16 protein-coding genes and 1 tRNA gene are annotated in these 23,284 nt (G+C 71.5%); 8 read left to right on the top strand and 9 right to left on the bottom strand.

Features of this window, described 5'->3' with window-relative positions:
* Window positions 1-50: 50 nt before the first annotated feature.
* From ACFY2Z_RS21115 to ACFY2Z_RS21095, 5 genes are all read left to right on the top strand, one after another.
* Window positions 51-1,373, top strand: coding sequence for a hypothetical protein (locus ACFY2Z_RS21115; RefSeq protein ID WP_390745639.1), 1,323 nt, complete (start codon window positions 51-53; stop codon window positions 1,371-1,373).
* Entirely contained in the window at window positions 1,370-4,012 is a 2,643-nt protein-coding gene (locus ACFY2Z_RS21110; RefSeq protein ID WP_390745638.1) for a tetratricopeptide repeat protein, read from the top strand. The genes ACFY2Z_RS21115 and ACFY2Z_RS21110 overlap by 4 nt, the downstream gene beginning before the upstream one ends.
* Window positions 4,013-4,015: 3 nt before the next feature.
* Complete coding sequence (locus ACFY2Z_RS21105; RefSeq protein WP_390745637.1) at window positions 4,016-5,362, top strand: protein phosphatase 2C domain-containing protein; 1,347 nt, start codon at window positions 4,016-4,018, stop codon at window positions 5,360-5,362.
* 124 nt (window positions 5,363-5,486) lie between these two features.
* Window positions 5,487-6,836: a VWA domain-containing protein gene (locus ACFY2Z_RS21100; protein WP_390745636.1), complete on the top strand. Its 1,350-nt coding sequence runs from the start codon at window positions 5,487-5,489 to the stop codon at window positions 6,834-6,836.
* Between the two features lie 90 nt (window positions 6,837-6,926).
* Window positions 6,927-8,369, top strand: a complete 1,443-nt coding sequence (locus tag ACFY2Z_RS21095; protein WP_390745635.1) for an FHA domain-containing protein — start codon at window positions 6,927-6,929, stop codon at window positions 8,367-8,369.
* Window positions 8,370-8,591: 222 nt separating this feature from the next.
* Here the strand turns inward: ACFY2Z_RS21095 and ACFY2Z_RS21090 are convergent, their stop codons facing one another.
* A complete protein-coding gene (locus ACFY2Z_RS21090) occupies window positions 8,592-9,572 on the bottom strand; it encodes a methyltransferase domain-containing protein (protein ID WP_390745634.1) in 981 nt (326 codons plus the stop codon).
* 120 nt (window positions 9,573-9,692) lie between these two features.
* On the opposite strand from ACFY2Z_RS21090, the gene ACFY2Z_RS21085 reads away from it, so the two are divergent.
* Window positions 9,693-10,106 carry a globin gene (locus ACFY2Z_RS21085; RefSeq protein ID WP_390745633.1) on the top strand — a complete coding sequence of 138 codons (414 nt, stop codon included), beginning with the start codon at window positions 9,693-9,695 and terminating at the stop codon, window positions 10,104-10,106.
* 58 nt (window positions 10,107-10,164) lie between these two features.
* On the opposite strand, the gene ACFY2Z_RS21080 is transcribed toward ACFY2Z_RS21085, so the two are convergent.
* The 3 genes from ACFY2Z_RS21080 to ettA are packed head-to-tail and all read right to left on the bottom strand — an operon-like array spanning window position 10,165 to window position 12,959.
* Window positions 10,165-10,881 carry a hypothetical protein gene (locus ACFY2Z_RS21080; RefSeq protein WP_390745632.1) on the bottom strand — a complete coding sequence of 239 codons (717 nt, stop codon included), beginning with the start codon at window positions 10,879-10,881 and terminating at the stop codon, window positions 10,165-10,167.
* Window positions 10,878-11,288 (bottom strand): acyl-CoA thioesterase, encoded by a 411-nt coding sequence (locus tag ACFY2Z_RS21075; RefSeq protein ID WP_390745631.1) that lies wholly within the window; start codon window positions 11,286-11,288, stop codon window positions 10,878-10,880. The genes ACFY2Z_RS21080 and ACFY2Z_RS21075 overlap by 4 nt, the downstream gene beginning before the upstream one ends.
* Before the next feature lie 6 nt (window positions 11,289-11,294).
* Complete coding sequence (gene ettA, locus ACFY2Z_RS21070; protein WP_390745630.1) at window positions 11,295-12,959, bottom strand: energy-dependent translational throttle protein EttA; 1,665 nt, start codon at window positions 12,957-12,959, stop codon at window positions 11,295-11,297.
* Window positions 12,960-13,458: 499 nt separating this feature from the next.
* Between ettA and ACFY2Z_RS21065 the strand changes: the two genes are divergently transcribed.
* Window positions 13,459-15,111: an FAD-binding oxidoreductase gene (locus ACFY2Z_RS21065; RefSeq protein WP_390745629.1), complete on the top strand. Its 1,653-nt coding sequence runs from the start codon at window positions 13,459-13,461 to the stop codon at window positions 15,109-15,111.
* Between the two features lie 179 nt (window positions 15,112-15,290).
* Here ACFY2Z_RS21065 and ACFY2Z_RS21060 read toward each other — a convergent pair whose 3' ends face one another.
* The 4 genes from ACFY2Z_RS21060 to ACFY2Z_RS21045 form a co-directional block, all read right to left on the bottom strand.
* A complete protein-coding gene (locus ACFY2Z_RS21060) occupies window positions 15,291-16,670 on the bottom strand; it encodes a Cys-Gln thioester bond-forming surface protein (RefSeq protein WP_390745628.1) in 1,380 nt (459 codons plus the stop codon).
* Window positions 16,671-16,970: 300 nt separating this feature from the next.
* Entirely contained in the window at window positions 16,971-17,459 is a 489-nt protein-coding gene (locus ACFY2Z_RS21055) for a single-stranded DNA-binding protein (RefSeq protein ID WP_390745627.1), read from the bottom strand.
* Between the two features lie 254 nt (window positions 17,460-17,713).
* Window positions 17,714-19,768, bottom strand: coding sequence for a GTPase (locus tag ACFY2Z_RS21050; RefSeq protein WP_390745626.1), 2,055 nt, complete (start codon window positions 19,766-19,768; stop codon window positions 17,714-17,716).
* A complete protein-coding gene (locus ACFY2Z_RS21045; protein ID WP_390745625.1) occupies window positions 19,765-21,381 on the bottom strand; it encodes a dynamin family protein in 1,617 nt (538 codons plus the stop codon). Before ACFY2Z_RS21045 ends, ACFY2Z_RS21050 begins: the two co-directional genes overlap by 4 nt.
* Before the next feature lie 307 nt (window positions 21,382-21,688).
* Between ACFY2Z_RS21045 and ACFY2Z_RS21040 the strand changes: the two genes are divergently transcribed.
* A tRNA-Arg gene (locus tag ACFY2Z_RS21040) sits at window positions 21,689-21,761 on the top strand.
* Window positions 21,762-22,037: 276 nt separating this feature from the next.
* Here the strand turns inward: ACFY2Z_RS21040 and ACFY2Z_RS21035 are convergent.
* A complete protein-coding gene (locus ACFY2Z_RS21035) occupies window positions 22,038-22,367 on the bottom strand; it encodes a hypothetical protein (protein ID WP_390745624.1) in 330 nt (109 codons plus the stop codon).
* Window positions 22,368-23,284: the final 917 nt, after the last annotated feature.

Genomic DNA, 23,284 nt, shown 5'->3' with positions numbered 1-23,284 from the left:
GGCCGGCGCACCGGACATCGCGCGGGCACCACGAGAGCGAGAGGTGATCGATGGGCGTCACGGGACCCACCGGGCCGGTGATGGACCGGGACGAGGTGGACCGTGCGCTGGCGCGGCTCGGCGCGGAGCACGAGGCCATAGAGACCTCGCTCCTCGCCCTGCAGGACCACGCGGGCCGCAGACTCCTCGAAGGCGCCGAACTGACCGGCGTCACCAAGGAGCGCTGGACGTCGACGGAGGCGGCGATCACCCTGCTCTGGGCGTACTTCGACGCCTACACGGACGCCCTGCGCAGCGCGCGCGACATCCGCGCCCGCCGGCGCTGGTCCAGCCGCGAGGACCTGGCCGAACTGACCGAGCTGCTGCGCGGGTCGAGCGTCACCGTGGCGGGCAGCGCCACGGCGGCGGCGCACGCGCCGACGGTGGCCGGCACCGGCAGGCTGAGCGAGCAGTTCACCCTGGTCCAGCTCGTGGAACGGATGAACGAGCTGTACGCCTCCTCGCTGGACATGGTCGTCGCAGCCGACGCGGTGTGGTCGGCGCTGCCCGCCCGGATCGATTTACTGGCCGCGGAACTGCAACGCACCCGCCGGCTCGCACACTCCGTCGGGGTGCGTCCCGGCGAGCACCCGGCGGGCGACGACCTGGAGCGGATCACCCGCACCCTGACGCGCCTGCGCGAGCAGGTGGTCTCCGACCCGCTGGCCTACTGGACCCCCGCGCAGGGCAGTTCGGCCCCCGGCGGCGGCCGGCCGGACACCGCGGTCTACGACCGTGAGGCGCGCGCCCTGGAGGACGTACGCCGGGAGATCGACGCCGTACTGACGGTGCGTCAGGACGCCGAGGCGAGGCTGGTCAAGCTGCGCGATGTGCTCAGCCGCGCGGACCGCACGCTCGCCGAGGCGCGCAGTGCCCGCGGCGAGGTGCTGGCGAAGATCGCCGCGTCGGAGGTGCCCGTGGTCAGCGGCCCGCCGACCGTGCTGCAGGAACAGCTGGCGACCGCGGCCGAGTACCGCAGACACGCCCAGTGGCACCGCCTCTCACCACTCCTGGAGTCCCTGGAGCAGCGGGCCGAGGACGAACTGCTGCGCGCCCGCGAGTCGTTGACGGCGGTCACCGCGCCGCTCGCGGTCCGCGCCGAGCTGCGCGGCCGGCTGGACGCGTACAAGGCGAAGATCGCCCGGCACGGGCTCGCGGAGGACCCGCTGCTGATCGAACGGTACGACGCCGCCCGCCGCATGCTGTGGAGCGCGCCCTGCGACCTCAGGGTCGCCGAACAGGCGGTGCTGCGCTATCAGCAGGCCGCCGCGGAGCAGCTGGGCCAGCGTGTGCCCCGGCAGGGCGAACCGGTGGACCGGAGGGGGGAAGCATGAGTCAGGCAGGACAGACGTGCCAGCGGCCCGGCTGCGAGGGCTCGTACGAGGACGTGGGCGGCGGCGAGCTGTACTGCGACACGTGCGGTCTGGCGCCGGTCGTCTCGGCGAAGGGCGCGGTCGGCTCGGTGGCCACGGGTGTCTCCGCGGGCGGCCGGGACTCCGGCGGTCCGGGCGGCGAGGGCTCGCGGCCCAGTTCCCGTACGTCGTCGAGGTCCTCCCGCTCGTCGCAGTCCCGGCGCTCGGTGTCGGGACGGCTCACGGGCAGGTCCACCGGCCGCTCGGTGTCGGTGCGCAGCTCCGGTTCCACGAGCGGGAGTTCGGGGCGCAGCCGCCTCGGTCTCGGCCTGGTGCAGGTCCCGGACGTGCCGCGGCCGGACCCCCGGGCGATGGTGCTGGAGAACCCCGAGGTGCCCGAGCGCAAGCGGTTCTGCTCGCGCTCCGACTGCGGGGTGCCGGTGGGGCGCTCACGCGGTGACCGCGCGGGACGCACGGAAGGGTTCTGCACGAAGTGCGGCCACCCGTACTCGTTCGTGCCGAAGCTGCACGCCGGGGACATCGTGCACGGCCAGTACGAGGTCGTGGGCTGTCTCGCGCACGGCGGGCTCGGCTGGATCTATCTGGCGGTGGACCGCGCGGTCTCCGACCGGTGGGTCGTCCTCAAGGGCCTGCTGGACACCGGCGACCAGGACGCGATGGCCGCCGCGATCTCCGAGCGGCGGTTCCTGGCGGAGATCGAGCACTCCAACATCGTGCGAATCTACAACTTCGTGGAGCATCTCGACCAGCGCACCGGCTCGCTCGACGGCTACATCGTCATGGAGTACGTCGGCGGCAAGTCGCTGAAGGAGATCGCCAACGAGCGCCGTGCCTCCGACGGACGACGCGATCCGCTGCCGGTGGAGCAGGCGTGCGCCTACGGCATCGAGGCGCTGGAGGCGCTCGGCCATCTGCACAGCCGCAACCTGCTGTACTGCGACTTCAAGGTCGACAACGCGATCCAGACCGAGGACCAGCTCAAGCTGATCGACATGGGCGCGGTGCGCCGGATGGACGACGACGAGTCGGCCATCTACGGCACGGTGGGCTACCAGGCGCCCGAGGTCGCGGAGGTCGGCCCCTCGGTGGCGAGCGACCTCTACACGGTCGCGCGCACCCTCGCGGTGCTCACCTTCGACTTCCCGGGCTACACCACCGTCCACGTGGACTCGCTGCCCGACCCCGCCGGCGTGGAGGTCTTCCGCCGCTACGAGTCCTTCTACCGGCTGCTGGTCCGCGCCACCGACCCCGACCCCGCCCGGCGGTTCGCCTCCGCGCAGGAGATGTCGGAACAGCTGACCGGAGTGCTGCGTGAGGTCGTCGCCCTCCAGACGGGCCGCCCCCGGCCCGCCCTGTCGACACTGTTCGGGCCGGGACTGAAGGTCACGGACACCGAGTTGTTCCCGCGGCTGGACGGGGACGTCTCGCGGCTCGGGGCGCGGGTGGTGCCCGCGCGGCGCCGCGGCTCGGCGCGGACCGCGGTGGCGCACCCGGAGACCGGAGCCCGGGGCGCGGTCGCGGGGACCACCGGGACGCCGGCCGCCGCCGTCGACCCCGGGGCCGTCGCCTCCCCTGCCGCCGTCCCTCCCGCCGGTTCTCCGAGAGGGGACACGGGCGCGGGCACGCCGGGTGCCCGGAATCCGGGATTCTCGGTGGCCGTCAAGGCCGTCGACACCGCCGCCGCGGCGCTCGCCCTGCCGGTGCCCCTGGTCGACGCCGGCGACCCCAACGCCGGTTTCCTGGCCGGTCTCATGACCTCCGCACCCGCGGAGCTGATCACGGCGCTGAAGGCCGCGCCCGCGCCCTCCCCGGAGCTGCGGCTGCGCGAGCTGCGGGCCCGGCTGGAGATGGGCGAGACGGACAGCGCCGGGCGGGCGCTCACGGCTCTGGAGGCGGACCACCCCGACGACTGGCGGGTGGTCTGGTACCGCGGGGTCACCGCGCTCGTCACCGGCGACCACGAGGCCGCCGCGCTCTCCTTCGAGGCGGTCTACGACGCCTTCCCCGGCGAGCCCTCCCCGAAGCTGGCGCTCGGTCTGTGCGCGGAGGTCCTCGGCCAGCTCGACAACGCGGCCGAGTACTACGGGCTCGTGTGGGCCACCGACCCCAGCCATGTCAGCTCGGCGTTCGGTCTGGCCCGCGTCCAGCTCGCCTCCGGTGACCGCCAGGGGGCCGTACGCACTCTGGAGTCCGTGCCGGAGGCGTCCATTCACTACACCGCGGCCCGGGTCGCCGCCGTACGTGCGCGGCTGCGGCAACGCACGAACCACGGGCCCGACCCGGCCTTCCTGGACGACCTAGTGGCCGCCGCGGGGCAGGTCCAGGCACTGGAGGCGTACGGCCTGGACGCCGTACGCCGCGAGGAGTTGTCCACAGAGGTCCTCGGCTGCGCCCTGGACTGGGTACTCTCCGGTAGCCAGGGTTCCGCGCCGTCCGCGGCGGGCGGCCGGGCGCTGCTCGGCAGTGATCTCGACGAGCGCGGCCTCCGCTTCGGCCTGGAGCGCTCGTACCGGACGCTGGCCAGGCTCGCCCAGGGCGGCGAGGAGAGGATCGACCTGGTGGAACGTGCAAACTGTTACCGCCCCCGGACGTGGGTGTGATCGATGTCCCAGATGCCCCAGCCGAAGGCCCTTTCACGGTGCCCCAGTTGTGAGGAGCCCCTCGAATCGGGCGACCGCTACTGCGGCGCCTGTGGGTACGACCTGTCGGTGGTGCCCGCCCCGCCGTCGGACGCCCCGACCCTGACCATGAACGGCACGGTGCCGCGCCCGGCCTCGCCGGCCGCCCCGGTCGACTGGCCCAGCGCGCCGTCGGCGGGCGGCCCGGAGACGTCCGCCCCGGTGCATCTGCCGACGGACCTCGCGGGCACCGACTCCGCCGACTCGCATCTGCCCGCGCCGGCCCCGGCCCAGGGCGCCTCCCGGGGCGTACGGTTCGACCGTCCGTCGGAGCCGGACGACTACCCGCTCGCGGCGCCCCAGCCGGTCGACCCGCGCACGGCGCCCCCGGCGGCCTCCGCGGCCCCCGCCGCCGAGCCGAAGCTCTGTGTCGCCTGCCGCACCGGCAGGGTGGACGGCGACGGCTACTGCGAGCACTGCGGACACGCCCAGCCGCGCGAACGGGACCACATGGAGGAGGAGTCGGGCCCGGGCGCCGCGGTCAGCGACCGAGGCCTGCGCCACCACCGCAACGAGGACGCCTTCGCGCTCTCCCGGTCCACGCTGCCCGACGGCTCGCCCGCGCTCGTCGCGGTCGTCTGCGACGGTGTGTCCTCGGCGACCCGCCCCGACGACGCCTCCCTCGCGGCCGCCCGGACCGCGAACGAGTCGCTCCTCGCGGCCCTGCCCCTCGGCACGCACCCTCAGCAGGCCATGCACGACGCGATCGTCGCCGCCTCGCACGCCGTCAACGCGCTGGCCACGGAGCCGGAGACGGCCCAGGAGCACACCCCGCACCAGAACGCCCCCGCCTGCACCCTCGTCAGCGTCGTGGTCACCGCGAGCCTGCTCGTCGTCGGCTGGGTCGGGGACAGCCGCGCCTACTGGGTCCCGGTGGACCGCGGCGCTCCCCCGGCCCGCCTCACCGAGGACGACTCCTGGGCCGCCCAGATGGTCGCCGCGGGACTGATGAGCGAGGCCGAGGCCTACGCCGACGAGCGCGCCCACGCGATCACGGGCTGGCTCGGCGCGGACGCGTACGAACTGGAGCCGCACACCGCCGCGTTCAAGCCGGACCGGCCGGGTGTGGTGGTCGTGTGCACGGACGGTCTGTGGAACTACGCGGAGTCCGCCGAGGAGATGGCCGAGGTGGTGCCGTCCGACGCGGAGCACCGGCCGCTGCACGCCGCCCGGGTGCTGCTGGGCCACGCCCTGGACGGCGGGGGCCACGACAACGTAACAGTGGCGGTCCTCCCGTTCCCCGCCCTGCCGCAGAGGGCAGGATCCGCCTGACGGGTGTCCCGTGTCCCGGGCGCCCGCACGGCCGGCCGGACCGGCCGCGCAGGACCGGAGGGGACCGGTCCGCAACAGTCATCGCCCCACACCGGTGGGGTCCTCGAGGGGGATCAGAGTAGGCATGGCCAATTTCTCGAAGTCGAACGTGCCGCAGTTCTCGGTGGACGTGTACCAGAACGAGTACCTGCCGGAGGGCGGCCGCGAGGTCAACGCCATCGTGACGGTCTCGGCGACCGGCGGCGGCACGGCCGCGGGCGCGCTCGGGGCGCCCCATCCGCACGCGGCGGCGGGGCAGGGCCCGAGTGCGGCCGTGGCGATCATGGTCGACTGCTCGGGGTCCATGGACTACCCGCCGACCAAGATGCGCAACGCGCGCGACGCGACGGCCGCGGCCATCGACACCCTGCGCGACGGCGTGCACTTCGCGGTGATCGGCGGCACCCATGTGGCCAAGGAGGTCTATCCGGGCGGCGGGCGGCTCGCCGTCGCCGGCCCGACCACCCGCGACCAGGCCAAGCAGGCGCTGCGCAAGCTCGGCGCGGGCGGCGGCACCGCGATCGGCACCTGGCTGCGGCTGGCCGACCGGCTGCTGTCCTCGGCGGACGTCTCCATACGTCACGGCATCCTGCTCACCGACGGCCGCAACGAGCACGAGTCGCCCGAGGACCTGAAGGCCGCACTGGACGCCTGCGCCGGCCGTTTCACCTGCGACGCGCGGGGCGTGGGCACCGACTGGGAGGTCAAGGAGGTCACCGGGATCGCCTCCGCGCTGCTCGGCACCGCCGACATCGTCGCCGATCCGGCCGGCCTGGCCGCCGACTTCACGGGGATGATGGAGACGGCCATGGGCAAGGAGGTGGCGGATGTCTCGCTGCGGCTGTGGACACCGGTCGGCACGGAGATCAAGTTCGTCAAGCAGGTGGCACCCACCGTCGAGGACCTGACGGACCGGCGGACGGAGGCTGGACCGCGCGCCGGCGACTACCCCACGGGGTCCTGGGGCGACGAGTCCCGCGACTACCACGTGTGCGTCCAGGTCCCGGCCGCGAACATCGGCCAGGAGATGCTGGCCGCCCGGGTGTCCCTGGTGATCCCGCGCAGCGACGGCACCGCGGAGAGCCTCGGCGCCCAGGGACTCGTACGGGCCGTGTGGACCGACGACATGACGGCCTCCACGTCGATCAACGCCCAAGTCGCCCACTACACAGGACAGGCCGAACTGGCGCAAGCCATCCAACAGGGAATAGACCTGCGCAAAGCGGGCGATTTCGATGGCGCAACGGCCAAGTTGGGCAGGGCGGTTCAACTCGCCAGTGCCTCGGGGAACGCGGATACTGCGAAACTGCTTGCGAAGGTGGTGGACGTGGTCGACGCCGCGACAGGTACTGTGCGACTGAAGACAAAGGTCGCGGAGGCCGACGAGATGACACTCGAGACCCGGTCCACAAAGACTGTTCGTGTAAAGAAGTAGTACGTCCTGACAACAGCGAGCCCGGCCCCCCGGGGGCCGGAGAACCACACCGGTCCTGGGGACCGGGGAAGGAGAGGGGGAAGCGCCGACATGCCGACCTGCCCGAACGGACACCAGTCGGGTTCCGACGACTGGTGCGAGGTCTGCGGTCACCGTATGGCCGGTGCCGTACCCCCGCCGCCTCCACCGCCACCCACCGGTTACGGCTATCCGCCACCGGCCTCGCCGCCCCAGGGTGCGGGCGGCCGGCCCGGAGGACGCCCGCTGTCCGCCGAGCCGGAACTCTGCCCGCAGTGCCGCACGCCCCGCGAGGGCGGCGCGCCCTTCTGCGAGGAGTGCCGGTGGAACTTCCTGACCAACACGGCGACCTCGTACACCCCTGCCGCACCGCGCCCGTCGGCGCCGAACCCGGGGCTGCGCTACCAGCAGGGCGGTCAGACCGGCCCCGGGGCCGACCCGTTCGACTACGAGCGGTCCCGGCCGTCCCAGGTGAACCGGCCCGCTGAGCCGATACCGCCGGGCCCGCCGTTCGGCAGCGAGCCGTCCGGCCCGACGGGCTTCGGCCAGGACCCGTCGCGCCCGTCGGGCTTCGGAAACGATTCGTCTCGTCCGTCCGGTTTCGGGAACGACGCCTCGCGGCCGTCCCCGTTCGGCGCGGATCCGTCACGTCCGGTTCCGCCGCCGCCTGCGCCCACGTCCGGGGGTCCCCGGGGTCTCCGTGGCCCCAGCGGCCCCGGTGGGCCGGGTGGCCCCAGCGGCCCCGGTGGGCCGGGTGGTCCCAGCAGTCCCGGTGGTCCGGGTGGTCCGGGTGGTTTCGGTGGTCCGGGTGGCCCTGGCAGTCAGAGTGGCCCCGGGGCGTATCAGCAGAGCGGGGCGCCCACCGCGTTCCAGCGGCCCGGCCCGCAGGGCCCGCCGCCGACCCAGGGCGGTTTCCCGCCGCCCGCCCCGCCGCAGTCCGGCGGCCCGTCCTTCGGCGGCGGTGACGACGACTGGGTGATCTCCCCGCCCGCGTCCTCCCAGGCTCCCGGTGGCCCCGGTCCCGTCGGCAACCAGGGCGGTGGCTACGGCTACCCGCAGCCCGGTTCCGCCCAGGCCCCGCCCCCGCCGGGTCCCTACGAGCAGCAGCCGATGACCTGGACCGCGACCATCGGTCCGGACCGCGAGTACTTCATGGCGATGATGCAGCGCTCCGGCCCCGAGGCCGCGGGCCTGAACCTGCCCGCGTACTCCCCGGAGCAGCAGCGCGCCCTCACCGGCAACCAGGTCACCATCGGCCGTCGCCGCCACTCCACCGGCGACACCCCCGACATCGACCTGTCGGTGCCGCCGGAGGACCCGGGCGTCTCGCACCAGCACGCGATCCTGGTCCAGCAGCCGGACGGCTCCTGGGCGGTCGTCGACCAGAACTCGACGAACGGCACCACGGTCAACGGCGGCGAGGAGCCCATCCAGCCCTTCGTGCCCGTACCCCTCCAGGACGGGGACCGGGTGCACGTGGGCGCATGGACGACGATCACGGTCCGCCGGGGCTGAGCGGCACCACGGTCCGCGTACGCGTGCGGGACAGGTCACACCCCCGTACGCGTACGGGGGTGTGAGAAGTCCTCGTAGGCGTACGCGACCCCGCCTCATCGGTCCCTTCGGTCCGGTCGGTCCGGTCGGTCCTGTCGATCCGGTCGATCCGGTCGATCCGGTCGGTCCGGTCGGTCCGGTCGGTCCGGTCGGTCCGGTCGGTCCGGTCGGTCCGGTCGGTCTTCAGGACAACGGCCAGGCGTACGGCCCCTCCGGGTCGTCCAGCCAGGACCAGGAGCGGTCGCCGCTGATCGTGACCCCGAACCGGTCCCGTCCGGGATGCCGCTCCTGCTCCCACAGTGTGTACGCCTCGTACGCGGTGAGACTGTGCCGCGTCAGGGCCAGCAGGAACCGGAACAGCTCGTGACCACGGGCCCGGCGCGGCAGTCCACCCAGGTCCTGGGGCTCCGGCTCGGACCTGGTGCCGTCGCGCAGCGGCACGAAGTAGGCGGGCGTGTGCAGAAAGCGCCCCTCGGCATGACCGGGGTCCCGCACGCGCATCACGATCAGCCCGGTCGCCAGGGGCGCGAGGATGCGCGCACCCGGGCGGCACTGGGCGAGCCAGACGGCCGGGATCGTGTGCAGCGCGCAGGTGGCGATGATCCGGTCGAAGGGAGCGCGCTCCGGTACGCCGCGCGCGCCGTCGCCCGTGACCACCGTCGGGTGGTACCCCGCGTCCGCCAGCTGCCGCCGGGCGGCGTCGGTGATCTCCAGGTCGAGGTCGACGGTGGTGACCAGCCCGTCACCGAGGCGGTGGCAGAGCAGCGCCGCGTTGTACCCGGTGCCGGTGCCGATCTCCAGGACGGCGTTCCCGTCCTCGATCTCCAGCTCGGTCAGCATCTGTGCCATCAGGGAGGGCTGGCTGCTGGAGGAGAGCAGCTCCCCCTCGTGCACCCGGGTGGCCAGCGGCGCGTCCTCGTAGGCGCCGCGCACCCACTGCTCCCGCCGCTCCGGGTCGGACTCGTCGCACCGTCTGCGTTCGTAGCCGCCTGTGACACCGATGTAGTAGTACGGCACGAAGAGATGACGCGGCACCGCCTCGAACGCCTCCCGCCAGACGGGATCCGCGGCCCACGCTCCGCTCGCGTCGATCTCCCGTACGAGTTCCGCCCGCGCCGAGGCGGCGAGGTCCTGAAGATCGTGATCGAGGGCGTGCGCGGCCATGTCTCCACTGTGCTGCGGAAGGCGGCCCGGAGGCGAACATCCTCCCCTGCGACCGTCCGCCGGGAGCCCGGCCGGTGGCTGGTCCTAAGCCTGGAGACCTCGGTCGCCGCGTCTGAGACCATGGAGCGTGTGAAAGAGATTCGGCGCGGCACGCTTCAGGAGCAGACCTTCTACGAGCAGGTCGGCGGGGAGGAGACCTTCCGCCGTCTCGTGCACCGTTTCTACGAGGGGGTGGCCGAGGACCCGATCCTGCGGCCCATGTACCCGGAGGAGGACCTCGGCCCGGCCGAGGAGCGCATGACCCTCTTCCTGATCCAGTACTGGGGCGGCCCGAGCACGTACAGCGAGACCCGCGGCCACCCCCGTCTGCGGATGCGGCACGCCCCGTTCACCGTGGACCGGGCCGCCCACGACGCCTGGCTGAGGCGTATGCGTGTGGCCGTCGACGAACTCGGTCTGTCCGAGGAGCACGCGACCACGCTGTGGAACTACCTGACGTACGCGGCGGCGTCGATGGTGAACACCCCGGAGTGATGCTCCGGGCGTCCTCGCTCCCCGGTCCGGGGCGCTCCGGGCGCCCCCGGCCCCCCTGTCAGCGGACGCTGACGTCCAGGGCGCCCAGTCCCGCCCGGCGCACGGCGACCGACCCGTACGGCGTCCGCAGCCTGAGCCACGCCCCCGACGAGAACAGGACCGACGGCTCCTCGGCGCCCCGCGCCCGCGCCGCGGGCTCGTCGCGCGGCGCCTGCGGCACCGGCCGCAGAAAGCCGAGTGACTGGGCCGCGTGCACGGCCCGCACCGGAAGACCCGTGTCCCCCACCGTGCGGGACCAGATCTCCCGGCCGACCCGGTCGAGCGCGGCGCGTGTGCGCTGCTCGGGGGCCAACTCCTCCGTACGCGACCGGAACTCGGCCACCGCCGCGGCCACGGTCCCCCGCAGCGCGTCGGGCGCCGGCAGTCCGGACACCGGCTGCCAGCCGCCGCGCGGCGGCAGGACCCCGGCCCACGGCGGTCCGGTGACGGCGGCGGGCACGGCGAGCGTGGCCGCCGACTCGTCGACGGACTCCAGGAGTTCCCCGGCCGAGACGGTCGTGTCGAGCCCGTCGTCCAGCCCGCTCTCGTACGGCTTGGCGAGCCGCACCGCACGGACCGCGAGTACCTCGAACGAGGGCGGCCGCCCGAACACGGCCAGCGTCGTCCCGGTCGCCTGCAGACGCACCGCGGCGCCGCGGTCGTAGTGGAGCAGCCTGGCCAGGAAGGCGGCGAGATCCGCCGCCTCCCCGTCGTCGACGAGCTGGAGGACCGTCATGCGGCGACGGCCTCCTCCTCGTCGTCCTGGTACTCCCGGAGGAACTCGCGTTCCTCCTCGGTGATCCGGCGCGGCCGCTGCCGTTCGAAGTCGAACGGCACGACCACCGTGGAGGCCCGGACATAGATCTGGCCCGGGTCCTTCACCTCGTAGGCGATGGTGAAGGACGCGGCCTTGACCTCCGTGACCCACATCTCGATGTCCACCGGTTCATGCCGGTGGACCAGCTGCCGCTTGTAGTCGATCTCGTGGCGCGCCACCACGGACCCCTGCTGGAACTGCTTGTCCGGGCGCCGCAGGAAGTCGATACGGGCCTCCTCCAGGTAGCGGAGGAACACGGCGTTGTTGACGTGACCGTATGCGTCCATGTCCGCCCAGCGCAGCGGGCAGCGGTAGAGGTACCGCAAGATCGATCAGCCCCGGGTCAGCTTCTTGTAGGTGGCACGGTGCGGACGGGCCGCGTCCGGGCCGAGCCGCTCGATCTTGTTCTTCTCGTACGACTCGAAGTTGCCCTCGAACCAGAACCACCTGGACTCGCCCTCGTAGGCGAGGATGTGCGTGGCCACGCGGTCCAGGAACCACCGGTCGTGGGAGACGACGACGGCACAGCCGGGGAACTCCAGCAGCGCGTTCTCCAGCGAGGAGAGCGTCTCCACGTCCAGGTCGTTGGTCGGCTCGTCGAGGAGCAGCAGGTTGCCGCCCTGCTTCAGGGTGAGTGCGAGGTTGAGGCGGTTGCGCTCACCGCCGGAGAGCACACCGGCCGGCTTCTGCTGGTCCGGGCCCTTGAAGCCGAACGCGGACACATACGCGCGCGACGGCATCTCGACCTGGCCGACGTTGATGTAGTCGAGCCCGTCGGACACGACCTCCCACAGCGTCTTCTTCGGGTCGATGTTCTCGCGGCTCTGGTCGACGTACGAGATCTTGACGGTCTCGCCGACCTTGATCGAACCGGCGTCGGGCGTCTCCAGCCCCTGGATCATCTTGAACAGCGTGGTCTTGCCCGCGCCGTTCGGACCGATGACACCGACGATGCCGTTGCGCGGCAGCGTGAAGCTGAGGCCGTCGACGAGGACCTTCTCCCCGAAGGCCTTGTTGAGCTTGTCCACCTCGACCACGACGCTGCCCAGACGCGGGCCCGGCGGGATCTGGATCTCCTCGAAGTCCAGCTTCCGCATCTTGTCGGCCTCGGCCGCCATCTCCTCGTAGCGGGCCAGCCGCGCCTTGGACTTGGCCTGCCGCCCCTTGGCGTTGGAGCGGACCCACTCCAGCTCTTCCTTGAGGCGCTTCTGCCGCTTGGCGTCCTTCTGGCCCTCGACCTTGAGGCGGGTGGCCTTGGTCTCGAGGTACTTGGAGTAGTTGCCCTCGTAGCCGTGCAGGCGACCGCGGTCCACCTCGCAGATCCACCCGGCGACGTTGTCCAGGAAGTAGCGGTCGTGGGTGACCGCCACGACGGTGCCCTCGTACTTGGCCAGGTGCTGCTCCAGCCAGTTCACGGACTCGGCGTCGAGGTGGTTGGTGGGCTCGTCGAGCAGCAGCAGGTCGGGCTGCTCCAGCAGGAGCTTGCAGAGCGCGACGCGGCGCTTCTCACCACCGGAGAGGTTGGTGACGGGCCAGTCGCCGGGCGGGCAGCCCAGGGCGTCCATGGCCTGCTCCAGCTGGGAGTCCAGGTCCCACGCGTTGGCGTGGTCGAGGTCCTCCTGGAGCCTGCCCATCTCCTCCATCAGCTCGTCGGTGTACTCGACCGCCATCTGCTCGGCGATCTCGTTGAACCGGTCGAGCTTGCCCTTGATCTCGGCGACACCCTCCTGGACGTTCTCCAGGACGGTCTTCTCCTCGTTGAGCGGAGGCTCCTGGAGGAGGATGCCGACGGTGTAGCCGGGCGTGAGGAACGCGTCACCGTTGGACGGCTGCTCAAGACCGGCCATGATCTTGAGGACAGTCGACTTGCCGGCGCCGTTCGGGCCGACGACGCCGATCTTGGCACCCGGCAGGAAGCTCAGGGTGACGTCGTCGAGGATCACCTTGTCGCCGTGCGCTTTGCGCGCCTTGCGCATGGTGTAAATGAACTCAGCCAAGAGAAACCGTCCGGCAGCTTGAATCTGGCAGTGGGCAGATACACCCCATCTTGCCTGACCGCCACCCCGGAGCGGAAACCCGCTAGGTCCGGGGGCGCTGACCTGGGGCTTCGCTGCTGGTGGCCGAGACCGTCTGTCGCTGCCCGTCGCCGTCGAGTGCCGCGTTGATCGACTCGCCCCCAGGCGATTGCGGAACGTAACATTTAGGCAATGATTCGTGACTCACCGTGAGGTGTCCGTATGGCGGACTCCGGCGACACCTCCCGCCCCGCCGACGTCTCGGGTGGTCACTGTCGGGTGCCCTCGGTCGGCCCCACACAGCCAAGAAGCAGCAGGACGGCGGCGAATTCAGATCAGGAGGATAAAAATACTTCGACTGCAGAGCAATTACCGCCGCACCGCCAGCACGAACATAAAGCCCACGGAATCACGCGGCCGAACTGATTAACAGGCACCCACAGACAGTGCTCTTGAATGTCTCACCGTCACCCGGATAAGCGTGTTGGGCAACGCTGCAACGAGCAGCCCCTGTTACTGTCCGGGGCGCAGGAATCATCCACAGCGGATTGAACGCGCCGGCCGGCAGACAAGATTTGCCGTAGCCGAATACTGGCGTATTCCGGTCGAGAGGATACGGACCATGCAGGACTTTTCGCGTCGCGGCCTGCTCAAGGCGACAGCGGCCGCCGGCGCCGGCGCGGTCGCCGTCCCGGGCATTACGGCCGTGGAGGCCCCGCCGGCGAGCGCTGCGGGCAATGGACACGGCGGCACCAAATGCGCGCCGGCGCAACTGACCGGCCGCATCGTCCGCCCCAAGGACCCCACATACACGGATGCGCGCCTCGGCTGGGACCAGCTCTTCTCCCACTACCCGCTGGTCGTCGTCTTCGCCCAGAACACCCAGGACGTGGTCAACGCCCTCACCTGGGCACGGCAGAACAACGTCTCACTGCGTGTGCGAAGCGGCCGCCACAGCCTTGAGGGCTGGTCGAACGTGGACAACGGCCTCGTGATCGACATCAGCGAGCTGAAGTCGGTGCACATCGACGCAGCCTCCCGTATCGCGAAGGTCGGCGCCGGGCTCAACCAGTTGGAAGCGGTGACCACGCTCGCGAAGCAGGACTTCGCGGTGACGACGGGAACGGAGGGCAGCGTCGGTCTGTCCGGCGCGACGCTCGGCGGCGGCTTCGGCTTCCTCACCCGCTGGCTCGGCATGGCCTGCGACAGCCTGGTGGGGGCTGAGGTCGTCGTCCCGTCGGGTACCGAGTGCGCCAAGGTGATCAGGGCGGATCTGCACGAGAACCCGGACCTGCTCTGGGCGCTCCGCGGGGCGGGGAACGGCAACTACGGGATCATCACGTCACTCACCTACAAAGTGGCACCGCTGAAGAGCGTCACTTATCTGGTGGCGACGTGGCCGGACATCGGGAACCTCCACGACATCTTCGACGCATATCAGCGAACGGCACCGACCACCGACCACCGCCTCGGAACCCAGCTCGAGATCCACAGAAACCAGATCTTCCTGTTCGGGGTTCTCCCCGAAGGGACGCCGGGCGAGGCGAAGCAGTTGCTGGACCCGATCCTGTCGATCGGCAGCCCCGGCGTCACTACGCAGGTCGGTAACTGGGGCGACGTATATGCGGGATTCCAGATTCCGACCGCGCTCGAACCCGCGAACTGGAAGTTCTACTCGCAGTTCACCAGAAAGCCGTTCCCGAGCAAGGCGATCGACATCATCAACGATTTCATGATGGACGCCCCGACGGATGACAGCAACTACTTCGTCCAGGCCTTCGGCGGAAACGTCAGGAAGAGTCCCCGCGGCGGCACTTCGTTCCCGCACCGTGACGCGCTTTTCTACGCAGAGCCCGGCGTCGGCTGGGGAAAGCGTGGAACAGACCCGGGCGTTTGCGACCCGCTCACCTCGGACGCCCAGGCCTGGATCGCCGAGTTCAGCCTGGCGCTGCGGCCCTACGTGAACGGCGCCTACGTCAACGTGCCGAACATCGGGATGCAGGAGTGGGAAACCGCCTACTGGGGACCCAACTTCGACCGACTGCGCGAGATCAAGACGAAGTACGACCCCCACAACGTCTTCCAGTACGACCAGAGCGTCCCGCCCGCGACGAGCTCGCGCGAACGCCGGTGACCTCCCTCTGCCCGGAAGCGCATGTCGGGAAGGCGCCAAGTCCCTGAGAGTGCCCCTCATCGGTGGAGTCCCGCCGCTGAGGGGCCTTTTCATGCCCGCTCACGACAAGTGGCACCGGGTTGTGGGGGTCGACGTCACCGTCGCCCGGGATCAGCCGGTGCCGGGCGGCCCAGGCGCCGTCAGTCCTGGGCGGGGGTCTTCTTCCGGATCAGGACCAGGGCCGCGCCGCCGATGACGACCAGGGCTATGGCCGTGCCCGCGATGAAGGGAGTCGCGCTGGTGCCGCCCGTCTCGGCGAGGTTGGTGTCCGTGGCCCCCGTACCGCCCACCGTCGCGGGACTGGGGTCACTGAGCGTCTGTGTCCGCAGACCGCCCGTGCTGCTCTCCGTCTTGCAGTCGAGGACGCCCTTGACCCACTTCCGGTCGCCGCCCGGGCCCGTGATCGTGAAGTCGTAGGCCTGGTCCTCCTGCAACGGGACCGTCACCGTCTGGGTCTGTCCCGCCGGAATGGCGTGCTCCGTCCCCATCAGCTCGAACGTGAACGGCTCGTCGCCCTTGTTCACCGCGGTGATGTCCACGGCGCTCTTGGCGCAGTTCCTCTCGGCCGACAGCGCCGGTATCGCGCCCTTGGCCGCCCAGGTCCCCGTGGCCGTCGCCGAGACGGTCGACTCGCTGGAACCGGCGAGTATCTGGGTCTGGCTGCGGGTGTCGGAGGCGAAGGCCCGGCCCACCGGCACGGTGGTCGACGCCTGCACGGTCAGGTCGGCCGCACCGTCCTGCGCCTTCTTCGGCACCTGGAAGTAGAGCCGGCTGCCGTCGGTCGCGGACGTGACCGCCTTGCCGTCCTTGTCGACGACCTTCACTCCGGCGGCCGCGGCGCCCGACGGCGGTGTCACGGACACACTGTCGGCGTTCGTGCGCACCGTCACCGGGCCGAGCCGCGCACCGGGGCGGCCGGACACGGCGGGCGGGTCGAGGGTCAGGGAGGCGGCGGGCTCCGGGAGGTTCCGCGCGTGCTTGTCCAGGTAGTCCGCGAGCTTCTCCGCCTGCGGGTCGACCGCGTCCACGTCGGCCCCGTCCGAGTAGCGCCAGATCGCCACCTGCGTGCCCGCGGCGGCGTCCTGCTCGGTGAGCCCCTTGGCGCCGGCCTCGGCCGCCAGCGCGGCCAGGTCGTTGACCTGCGGGTAGGAGTTGCCGAGGATCCAGCGGATCTTGCCCGCGTTCCTGTTGCCGTTCAGAGACGTGCCGCTCCAGGACGTCTCGTGGTACCTGGCATCCTTCTGCGCCGGGTTGTGGATGTCGATGCAGTAGGTCTGCAGGGTGCCGCCGTTGTCGACGGACATCTCGAACAGTCCCGCGGCCACCTGCTCGTCCTTGCCGTCGTCGTGGACGACCGCGGTCCCGAACGTCTTGAGGGCGCCCAGGGTCGCGGTCGCGCCTCCTTCGCTCTGCGGCGTCCCGTCAGCAGCCGCCGTCCCCGCGGTGGCCAGCAGGCCACCCGAGACGATTCCGGACACCAGCGTCACGGCGGCGAGGCGGACGGCCCCTCGCCTGCGCACGGACGACGCAGAGAGCGAAGAAAACACAGAATTCCCCTTCGAGCGGGACCCATTGACGTGGGGGGTGCGGTCCCACCAGCAGAATCGGAAGCCCTGGAGCTATGCCCGGAATCCTAAGGACGCGGCGCACCCCTCTTCCCAGTGATGGCGTCCGACAACCGATCCGACTCGGAATCGTTATCGCTCACACCATCGATGAGCAGTGCGTATCGACAAATCCACCAGGACTGTTCGGTCATCGGACGACTTGTCCGGTGAAGGACGGCACTCCGGTCACCGCGGGACCAATGACGACTGACGTCATGTCACGCCTACTGGTTCGGGGCGGGGTTGGGAAAGCGGTCGGGACTGCTCCGCCTCCTCGGTCCGACTCGGTGGTCCCGTCTCCCAAGTGGGCTCAGACTGCGCCCCCGGCTCGGGCTGCGGCTCGGGCTTCGAGGCTCGCCGGAAGGCCGATGTACCGCGCGACAGGTCATGGCCGACGGCCACCGCGTCCAGGTCCGCCGACAGCCAGCTCTGTCCGTCCCGCTGCTCGGTGCGCAACTTGAGCCTCCCCTGGACGACGAGCGGATCACCCACCGCCACGGACGCGGCGACGTTCGTGGCCAGTGAACGCCGGGCCCACACCGTGAAGAAGTTCGTGTGCCCGTCCGTCCAGGCGTTCTTCTCGCGGTCCAGATACCGCGCCGTCACCGCCAGCCGGAAACGGGCCGTAGGCCCCGCCGGCGACTCCCGGTAGACCGGCTGCGTGGCCACGTTGCCGACCACGCACACCAACGTCTCGTTCATGAAATCCCCCTCCGCCGTCCCGGCCTGCGGCGCCGGGACTGTGCGCGTACGGGCCTGTCCCGTACGGCTGCGTCTGATGCGGCGGTCACGTCCTGTGGCGTGCCGCCGCCGGTGCGGTGACCGCGTCCGTCGCGATCGCCGCGAGATCAGACTGCCTCCGTCGGCCCGAACTCGCCGCGCGCTGTGGACCGTTCACCGGCTGTGGACAACCCCGCCACTCGAACGAGCGCCTCCGCCCGGTGGGCCCCGGGAACTCAGCCCAAGCGCGCCACCGCACCGTCCCCCACGACCTTCACGTACTGCTCCCGCACCTCCCGGTACCGCAGCAGCTCCGCCGCCAGGGGATCCAGCACCTGGGCCCGCCCGCACCCGGCCGCCGCCTCCCGCAGCATTCGTTCCGCCTCCAGACCGTATCTGCGGGCCGGTCCGCGCGCCGCCACCCGGCAGCACCATTCGACGACGGGACCGCCCACGACGCCGGCCACCAGCAGCAGCGCAGGCACGCCGAGGTGGAGCGACATGAGCCCCACGACCTGTCCCAGCAGCCACAGCACCGCGAGCAGTTGAAGAAGCGTCATCATCACCTGGGCCATCACGGCGGCCGGCCACCAGCCGGGCCGGGGCGGCCGTCCGGGCGGCTCGGCGCCGCTCAGGGCGAGCTGGTCCAGTGTCTCGGGCAGCCCGTGCGCACCACGCACCGCGGCCTCGCGTACCGCCTGGGCCCACGGGGCGGGCAGCCCGGCCGCCGCCTGGTCGGCCACCGTCCGTACCGCCTGCTCGACGTTCTGCCGCGCGGTCGCCTCCTCGTCCGTCGGCGCGGGCGGCGTCGGCCCGCCCGTGGCGGACTGCCGCCGCTCCCGGGACCACCGCCACAGACGCAACCACGGTGCGCCGCAGGCTCGGTTGGCGTTACGCAGCCAGGCACGCTCCGCGGCCTCACCCGCAGCGGTCGCGCCCACCGCGTCCGCGAGCCGCCCGGCGAACTCCTCGCGCGCCTCCTCGCTGAGCCCGATGCCTCGACCCGTCCCGTAGACGGTCCGCAGCCGGGCCGCGGCCGCGTCCACGTCCGCGGAGACCCGGCGCGCTGCGGCCCCCCGCTCGGCGACGAACTGTCCGAGAACCTCCCGCAGTTCCCCCACGCCCTCCCCGGTGAGCGCGGAGACCGCGAGCACGCTCGCCCCCGGTTCGTCGTACTCGCCGAGCGCGATCCCGTCCCCGTCGAGCAGCCGTCGTAGATCGTCGAGGACCTGCTCGGCGGCCTCCCCGGGGAGCCGGTCGACCTGGTTGAGAACGACGAACATGACCTCGGCGTGCCCCGCGAGGGGCCTCAGATAGCGCTCGTGGAGGACCGCGTCGGCGTACTTCTCGGGGTCGACCACCCAGATGACCGCGTCGACGAGCGCCAGGACGCGGTCGACCTGCTCCCGGTGCGCCACGGCCGCGGAGTCATGGTCGGGCAGGTCGATCAGGACGAGTCCGCTCAGCTGCGAGTCGCCGTCAGGGCTCTGCGGAGGGCGTCGGCGCAGCCGTCCGGGGATGCCGAGCCGGTCGACGAGGGCGGAGGCGCCGTCGCTCCACATGCACACGAGCGGCGCAGCCGTGGTGGGCCGGCGCACCCCGGTCTCCGACAGGTTCACCCCGGCGAGCGCGTTGAAGAGTGTCGACTTCCCGCTGCCGGTGGCACCCGCGATGGCGACCACGGTGTGCTCCCCGGAGAGTCTGCGACGTGCTGACGACTCGTCGAGGACGCGGCCCGCCTCGGCGAGCGTGTCGCCGTCCAGCCGGGTCCGTGACAGAGCCACCAGCTCACGCAGCGCGTCCAGCCGTGAGCGCAGGGCTCCGTCGTACGCGAGCGGCGCGGGCTGCCGTTCGGACGTGCCGCGCGGCTCCACGACCGTGGCGGTCTGCGGAGGACCTCCCGCCCCCGCCTCGGGCACGCGCCTGGCGATCAGCCCGTCGTCCCAGGCGGCCTCGGACTCGGAGCGCTGCACGGGGTCCTCATGTCGCACGCGCGCGTGGCGGGCGTCGTCCTCCACGCGCGCGTGCGGGACCTTCTCCTGGGGGCGGGCGGCCGGGCTCCCGCTCTGGGCCTCTGTGTCCGCGCCCTCGTCCACGTCCCCGGCTGCATCGTCACCGGCTTCCGGAAGCCCCTCCTCAGCGCTCTCCGGCTGCCGCTCAGGGCGGTCGGCACCCTCGGGCCGCGCAAGCCGCTCAGGAGTCCCCGCCTCCCCCGGCTCCCTCGCCGCCCCCGACTCCCCCCGCTCCTCCGGGTGCTCGGCGTGATCCGTGCGGTCAGTGACAGCAGTCACCGCGGACACCTCTCCTTCTGCAGTACGGACAGCGCGGCGATGAGTTCGGCCTGGGGGTCGGCCTGGATGTCGAGGGCGTCCAGCGGGGCGACACGGCGCTCGCGTTCCGCGCGCAGCGCCCGGTCCAGGTACTCGGATAGCAGTCCTGCGGCATGCTCGCGCAGCCGGAGGGCCGTCCGCGCCCCGATCCGCTCGGCGAGCCCCTCCCCCGCTCCCTTGGCCCGGGGGCCGCCGAGCAGTTCCGTGGCGACGAGCGCGGCCACCGCCTCCGCGTCCACCGCCGCGCTCCGGTCGAGGTCGCCCACCGCCTCCTCGGCGTACTCCTCGAGCTCGCGCCGCCAGCGCCGTACGGTCATCCCGATACGGTGCTCGGCGCTGTCCAGGGTCGGATCCCGGTTGGCCAGCCCGGGGGCCTCCGCCGCGGGCTCGCTCCGCCAGGCCTCGTCGATGCGTTCGTCGGCGGCCGTGACGGCACACAGCAGCAGGGTGCCGAGGCTCTCCACGAGGGCGTCCAGCAGTTCCCCCGGGGTGCAGTCCCGGGGGTAGCCGCGCCATCGCGTCAGGGCGTCGCCGGCGAGGACGGCCCCGGCCTCCAGCCTGTTCCGCACGCGCGCGTACTCGCTGTCGTACGCGGTGTCGACGGCGGCCGTCAGCCGCAGCGCGGCGGCGTACTGGGCGGCTGCCGCTCCCGCCAGCTGGGGCATACGGGACCTCAGCGAGTCGAGTACGCCGTAGGCCGTACGCGCCATGGCCGTCTCTCGGGCGGCCGGATCCTGCACCTGGTACGTGAGCCAGGCCAGCAGCGGTGCGACGGCCGTGGCGGGCAGCAGCCCTCCGCCCCACGCGGACTCGGGCAGCTCGGGCACGGTGAAGCGGGGGACGTGGCCGAGCCCGGCCTTGGTGAGCAGGGCTCCGTACTGCCGTGACACCTCGGACACGACCTGATGGGGCACCCGGTCCAGCACCGTCACCAGGGTCGCCCGGTTCTCCTTGGCGGTCCGGAGCAGGTGCCAGGGCACGGCGTCGGCGTACCGGGCCGCGGTGGTGACCAGGATCCAGATGTCGGCGGCGCAGATCAGCTCTGCCGCGAGGACGCGGTTGTCGGCGACCAGGGAGTCGATGTCGGGCGCGTCGAGGAGGGCGAGTCCGCGCGGCAGGGTGTCGGCGGTCTCGATGCGCAGCACCCGCTCCTCGCGTTCCACGACGGGGTCGAGATCGTCGGGGCTCTCCTGGTGGGGCACCCACACGCGCGTGAGGTCGGGCAGGACGCGCATTCCGCTGAACCAGTGGTGGTCCTCGGGGTGGCAGACGAGTACGGGCGTACGGGTGGTGGGCCGCAGCACGCCCGCCTCGCTGACCCTGCGGCCCACGAGGGAGTTGACGAGGGTCGACTTTCCGGCGCCGGTCGATCCTCCGACGACGGCCAGAAGCGGTGCTTCGGGCTCTCTCAGCCGGGGCACCACATAGTCGTCGAGCTGTGCGAGAAGCTCGTCGCGGTTGGCACGCGCCCGTGGAGCCCCCGCCAGGGGCAACGGAAAGCGTGCGGCGGCGACACGGTCGCGCAGGGCGGAGAGTGCGTCGAGCAGCTGAGGCCGTACGTCCAAGGTCAGCACATGCGAAGAATGCCCAATTTTGGAGGCTTTCTGAAGCATATGGGCATGTCTGCGCGCCGACAGGACACATGGGGCGGAAGGGGCGACTGGGACGCAGGCATAACGAGTGCACAACACCCGGGGCGCGAGACGTCAAAAGCGATGCGCGATTCGCACCTGCCTGCGATTATCGGGACCGCTTCACTGAACCTCCACATCGAGCCACGGAGGGGAAGCGCCAGGGACAAGGGCCCGGGAGTCCTATCCTTGTCCCCGGCAAGGTCACGGATCGGCCCGCACCCGGGCACCACGACAGGCCACCACACCGGCCCCCGTAGCTCAGTGGATAGAGCAGGCGCCTTCTAAGCGCTTGGCCGCAGGTTCGAGTCCTGCCGGGGGCGCCCGTTTCCGCCCTCCCTTTGGGGAGGGCTTTTTGCTGGTCAGGGTGGGTGTAGGTCTACACAGAAGAGCGCCGGACCGCTCCTGGTGGTCGGGCGGAGAGTCCGGCGCTGTCCGGCTGTCACCGGGTTTCTGCGGGTGGCTGCGGTGAATACGCGGAGAAGTTCTCCGGGCACCGTCAGGCCGTTCAGGCAGAGCGGAGAGGTAACCGCGAGCCAGGGTCGCTCTCGACGCCCTGAAGCTGCTTCGAGATGCACAGGGCAGCTGCGACCGTGCGGTCACCCGGCGGCCGGCACGGCGCCCTCGCCGGAGGCAGCAGCGTCCTGTGGCGCCATGTCCTCACGGAGGCGGATGAACCGCACAGGATGCCGCCAGGCTCCCCTGTCCTGGGCAGTGTCCACGTCGATCTCCGCGACCAGTGCGGGCTCGACGAGGACGACGTCGAGTGGTGTCCGAGACGCCCACGACGTGGTGAATCGCACGCCCTCCCACGGGTGCCCAGGCCTCGCAGCGGTGAGCTTGCCGGCGACACGCCGGGCCGACTCAGGGCGCAGCTGGGTGCTACGGGCGACCAGATGCAAGGCTCCGTCCTGGTCGTAGCGGCCCACCAAGAGGCTTTGCGGGCGGGGCAGGGTGCCGGTGATCGCCCCGACGATGCCCTCGGCGTGAAAAGCAGGGCGCGGTAGCCGTCGAACTTGGGCTGGAGGACCAAGCCGCCGGGCAGCGCTCCGGGCGGAGGCAACCGGTCACGGGCCTGCGCCAGCATCGGTTCTACCGGGGGCCGCAGCACCATACGTCCGGTCTACGACTGGGACACCAGCCCCGCGACCGGAAGGAGCGGTTGTCGGTTCCGCGTGGCCGCGCAGGCCGGTGACTTTCCCTGCCACATCAAGCACCCGTCGTCGCTTCGCTCCTCCGGGCGGGCACGGGCGGCCGTCGGCGCCCGCGCTCATGTCTCCGCCCCGCTCGGCACCGCCGGCCGCCCGCTCCCGCCCAAGAGGCAGGCACACAGGGCATGAGGTCAGAACACGTTGTGGCTGCGGCGGTCGGCTCCGCCACTTTAGCCAGCCACTTTGGCGCGGGCCTCGAAGATCATGGCCCCAACGTCGTGCTTCACCGGGCAGGTCCACAGACTGCCCGACGCGCCGGAAGCTTACGGGGCCATGATCACTCGCGCCAAAGCAGCTCCCGGCCAAAGTCACTACGCCGACCTCGCGCGGGCCCTGCCACGATTCGCGTGTGGCGGAACAATCCCTGAGTCCCAAGTTCGCGTCGCTCAATGAAGCCAGAGCACTGCACAAGATGCTGTTCGAACGAAGCTGGAAGCGCCCGAGGGGATCTCCTTTGGAAGCCCGATCATCGCCGCTGTCCAGCGGTGCCCCCTGGAGCTCATCATCGATGCTGACTCCGCCGATGAGCGAGGTGCCGCTTGTCGGCGACGGCTCAATATGAGGCCAGCTTCGGCGCTTCAGTTGTGGGCCATCCGTAGTCTCGTTGGATGGTGTGTCCGTCAGTCGTTGCTGCT

This window comes from Streptomyces sp. NPDC001222, from assembly GCF_042896945.1.
GTDB lineage: Bacteria > Actinomycetota > Actinomycetes > Streptomycetales > Streptomycetaceae > Streptomyces > Streptomyces gibsoniae.
This window is presented reverse-complemented; position numbering and strand designations above follow the sequence as displayed.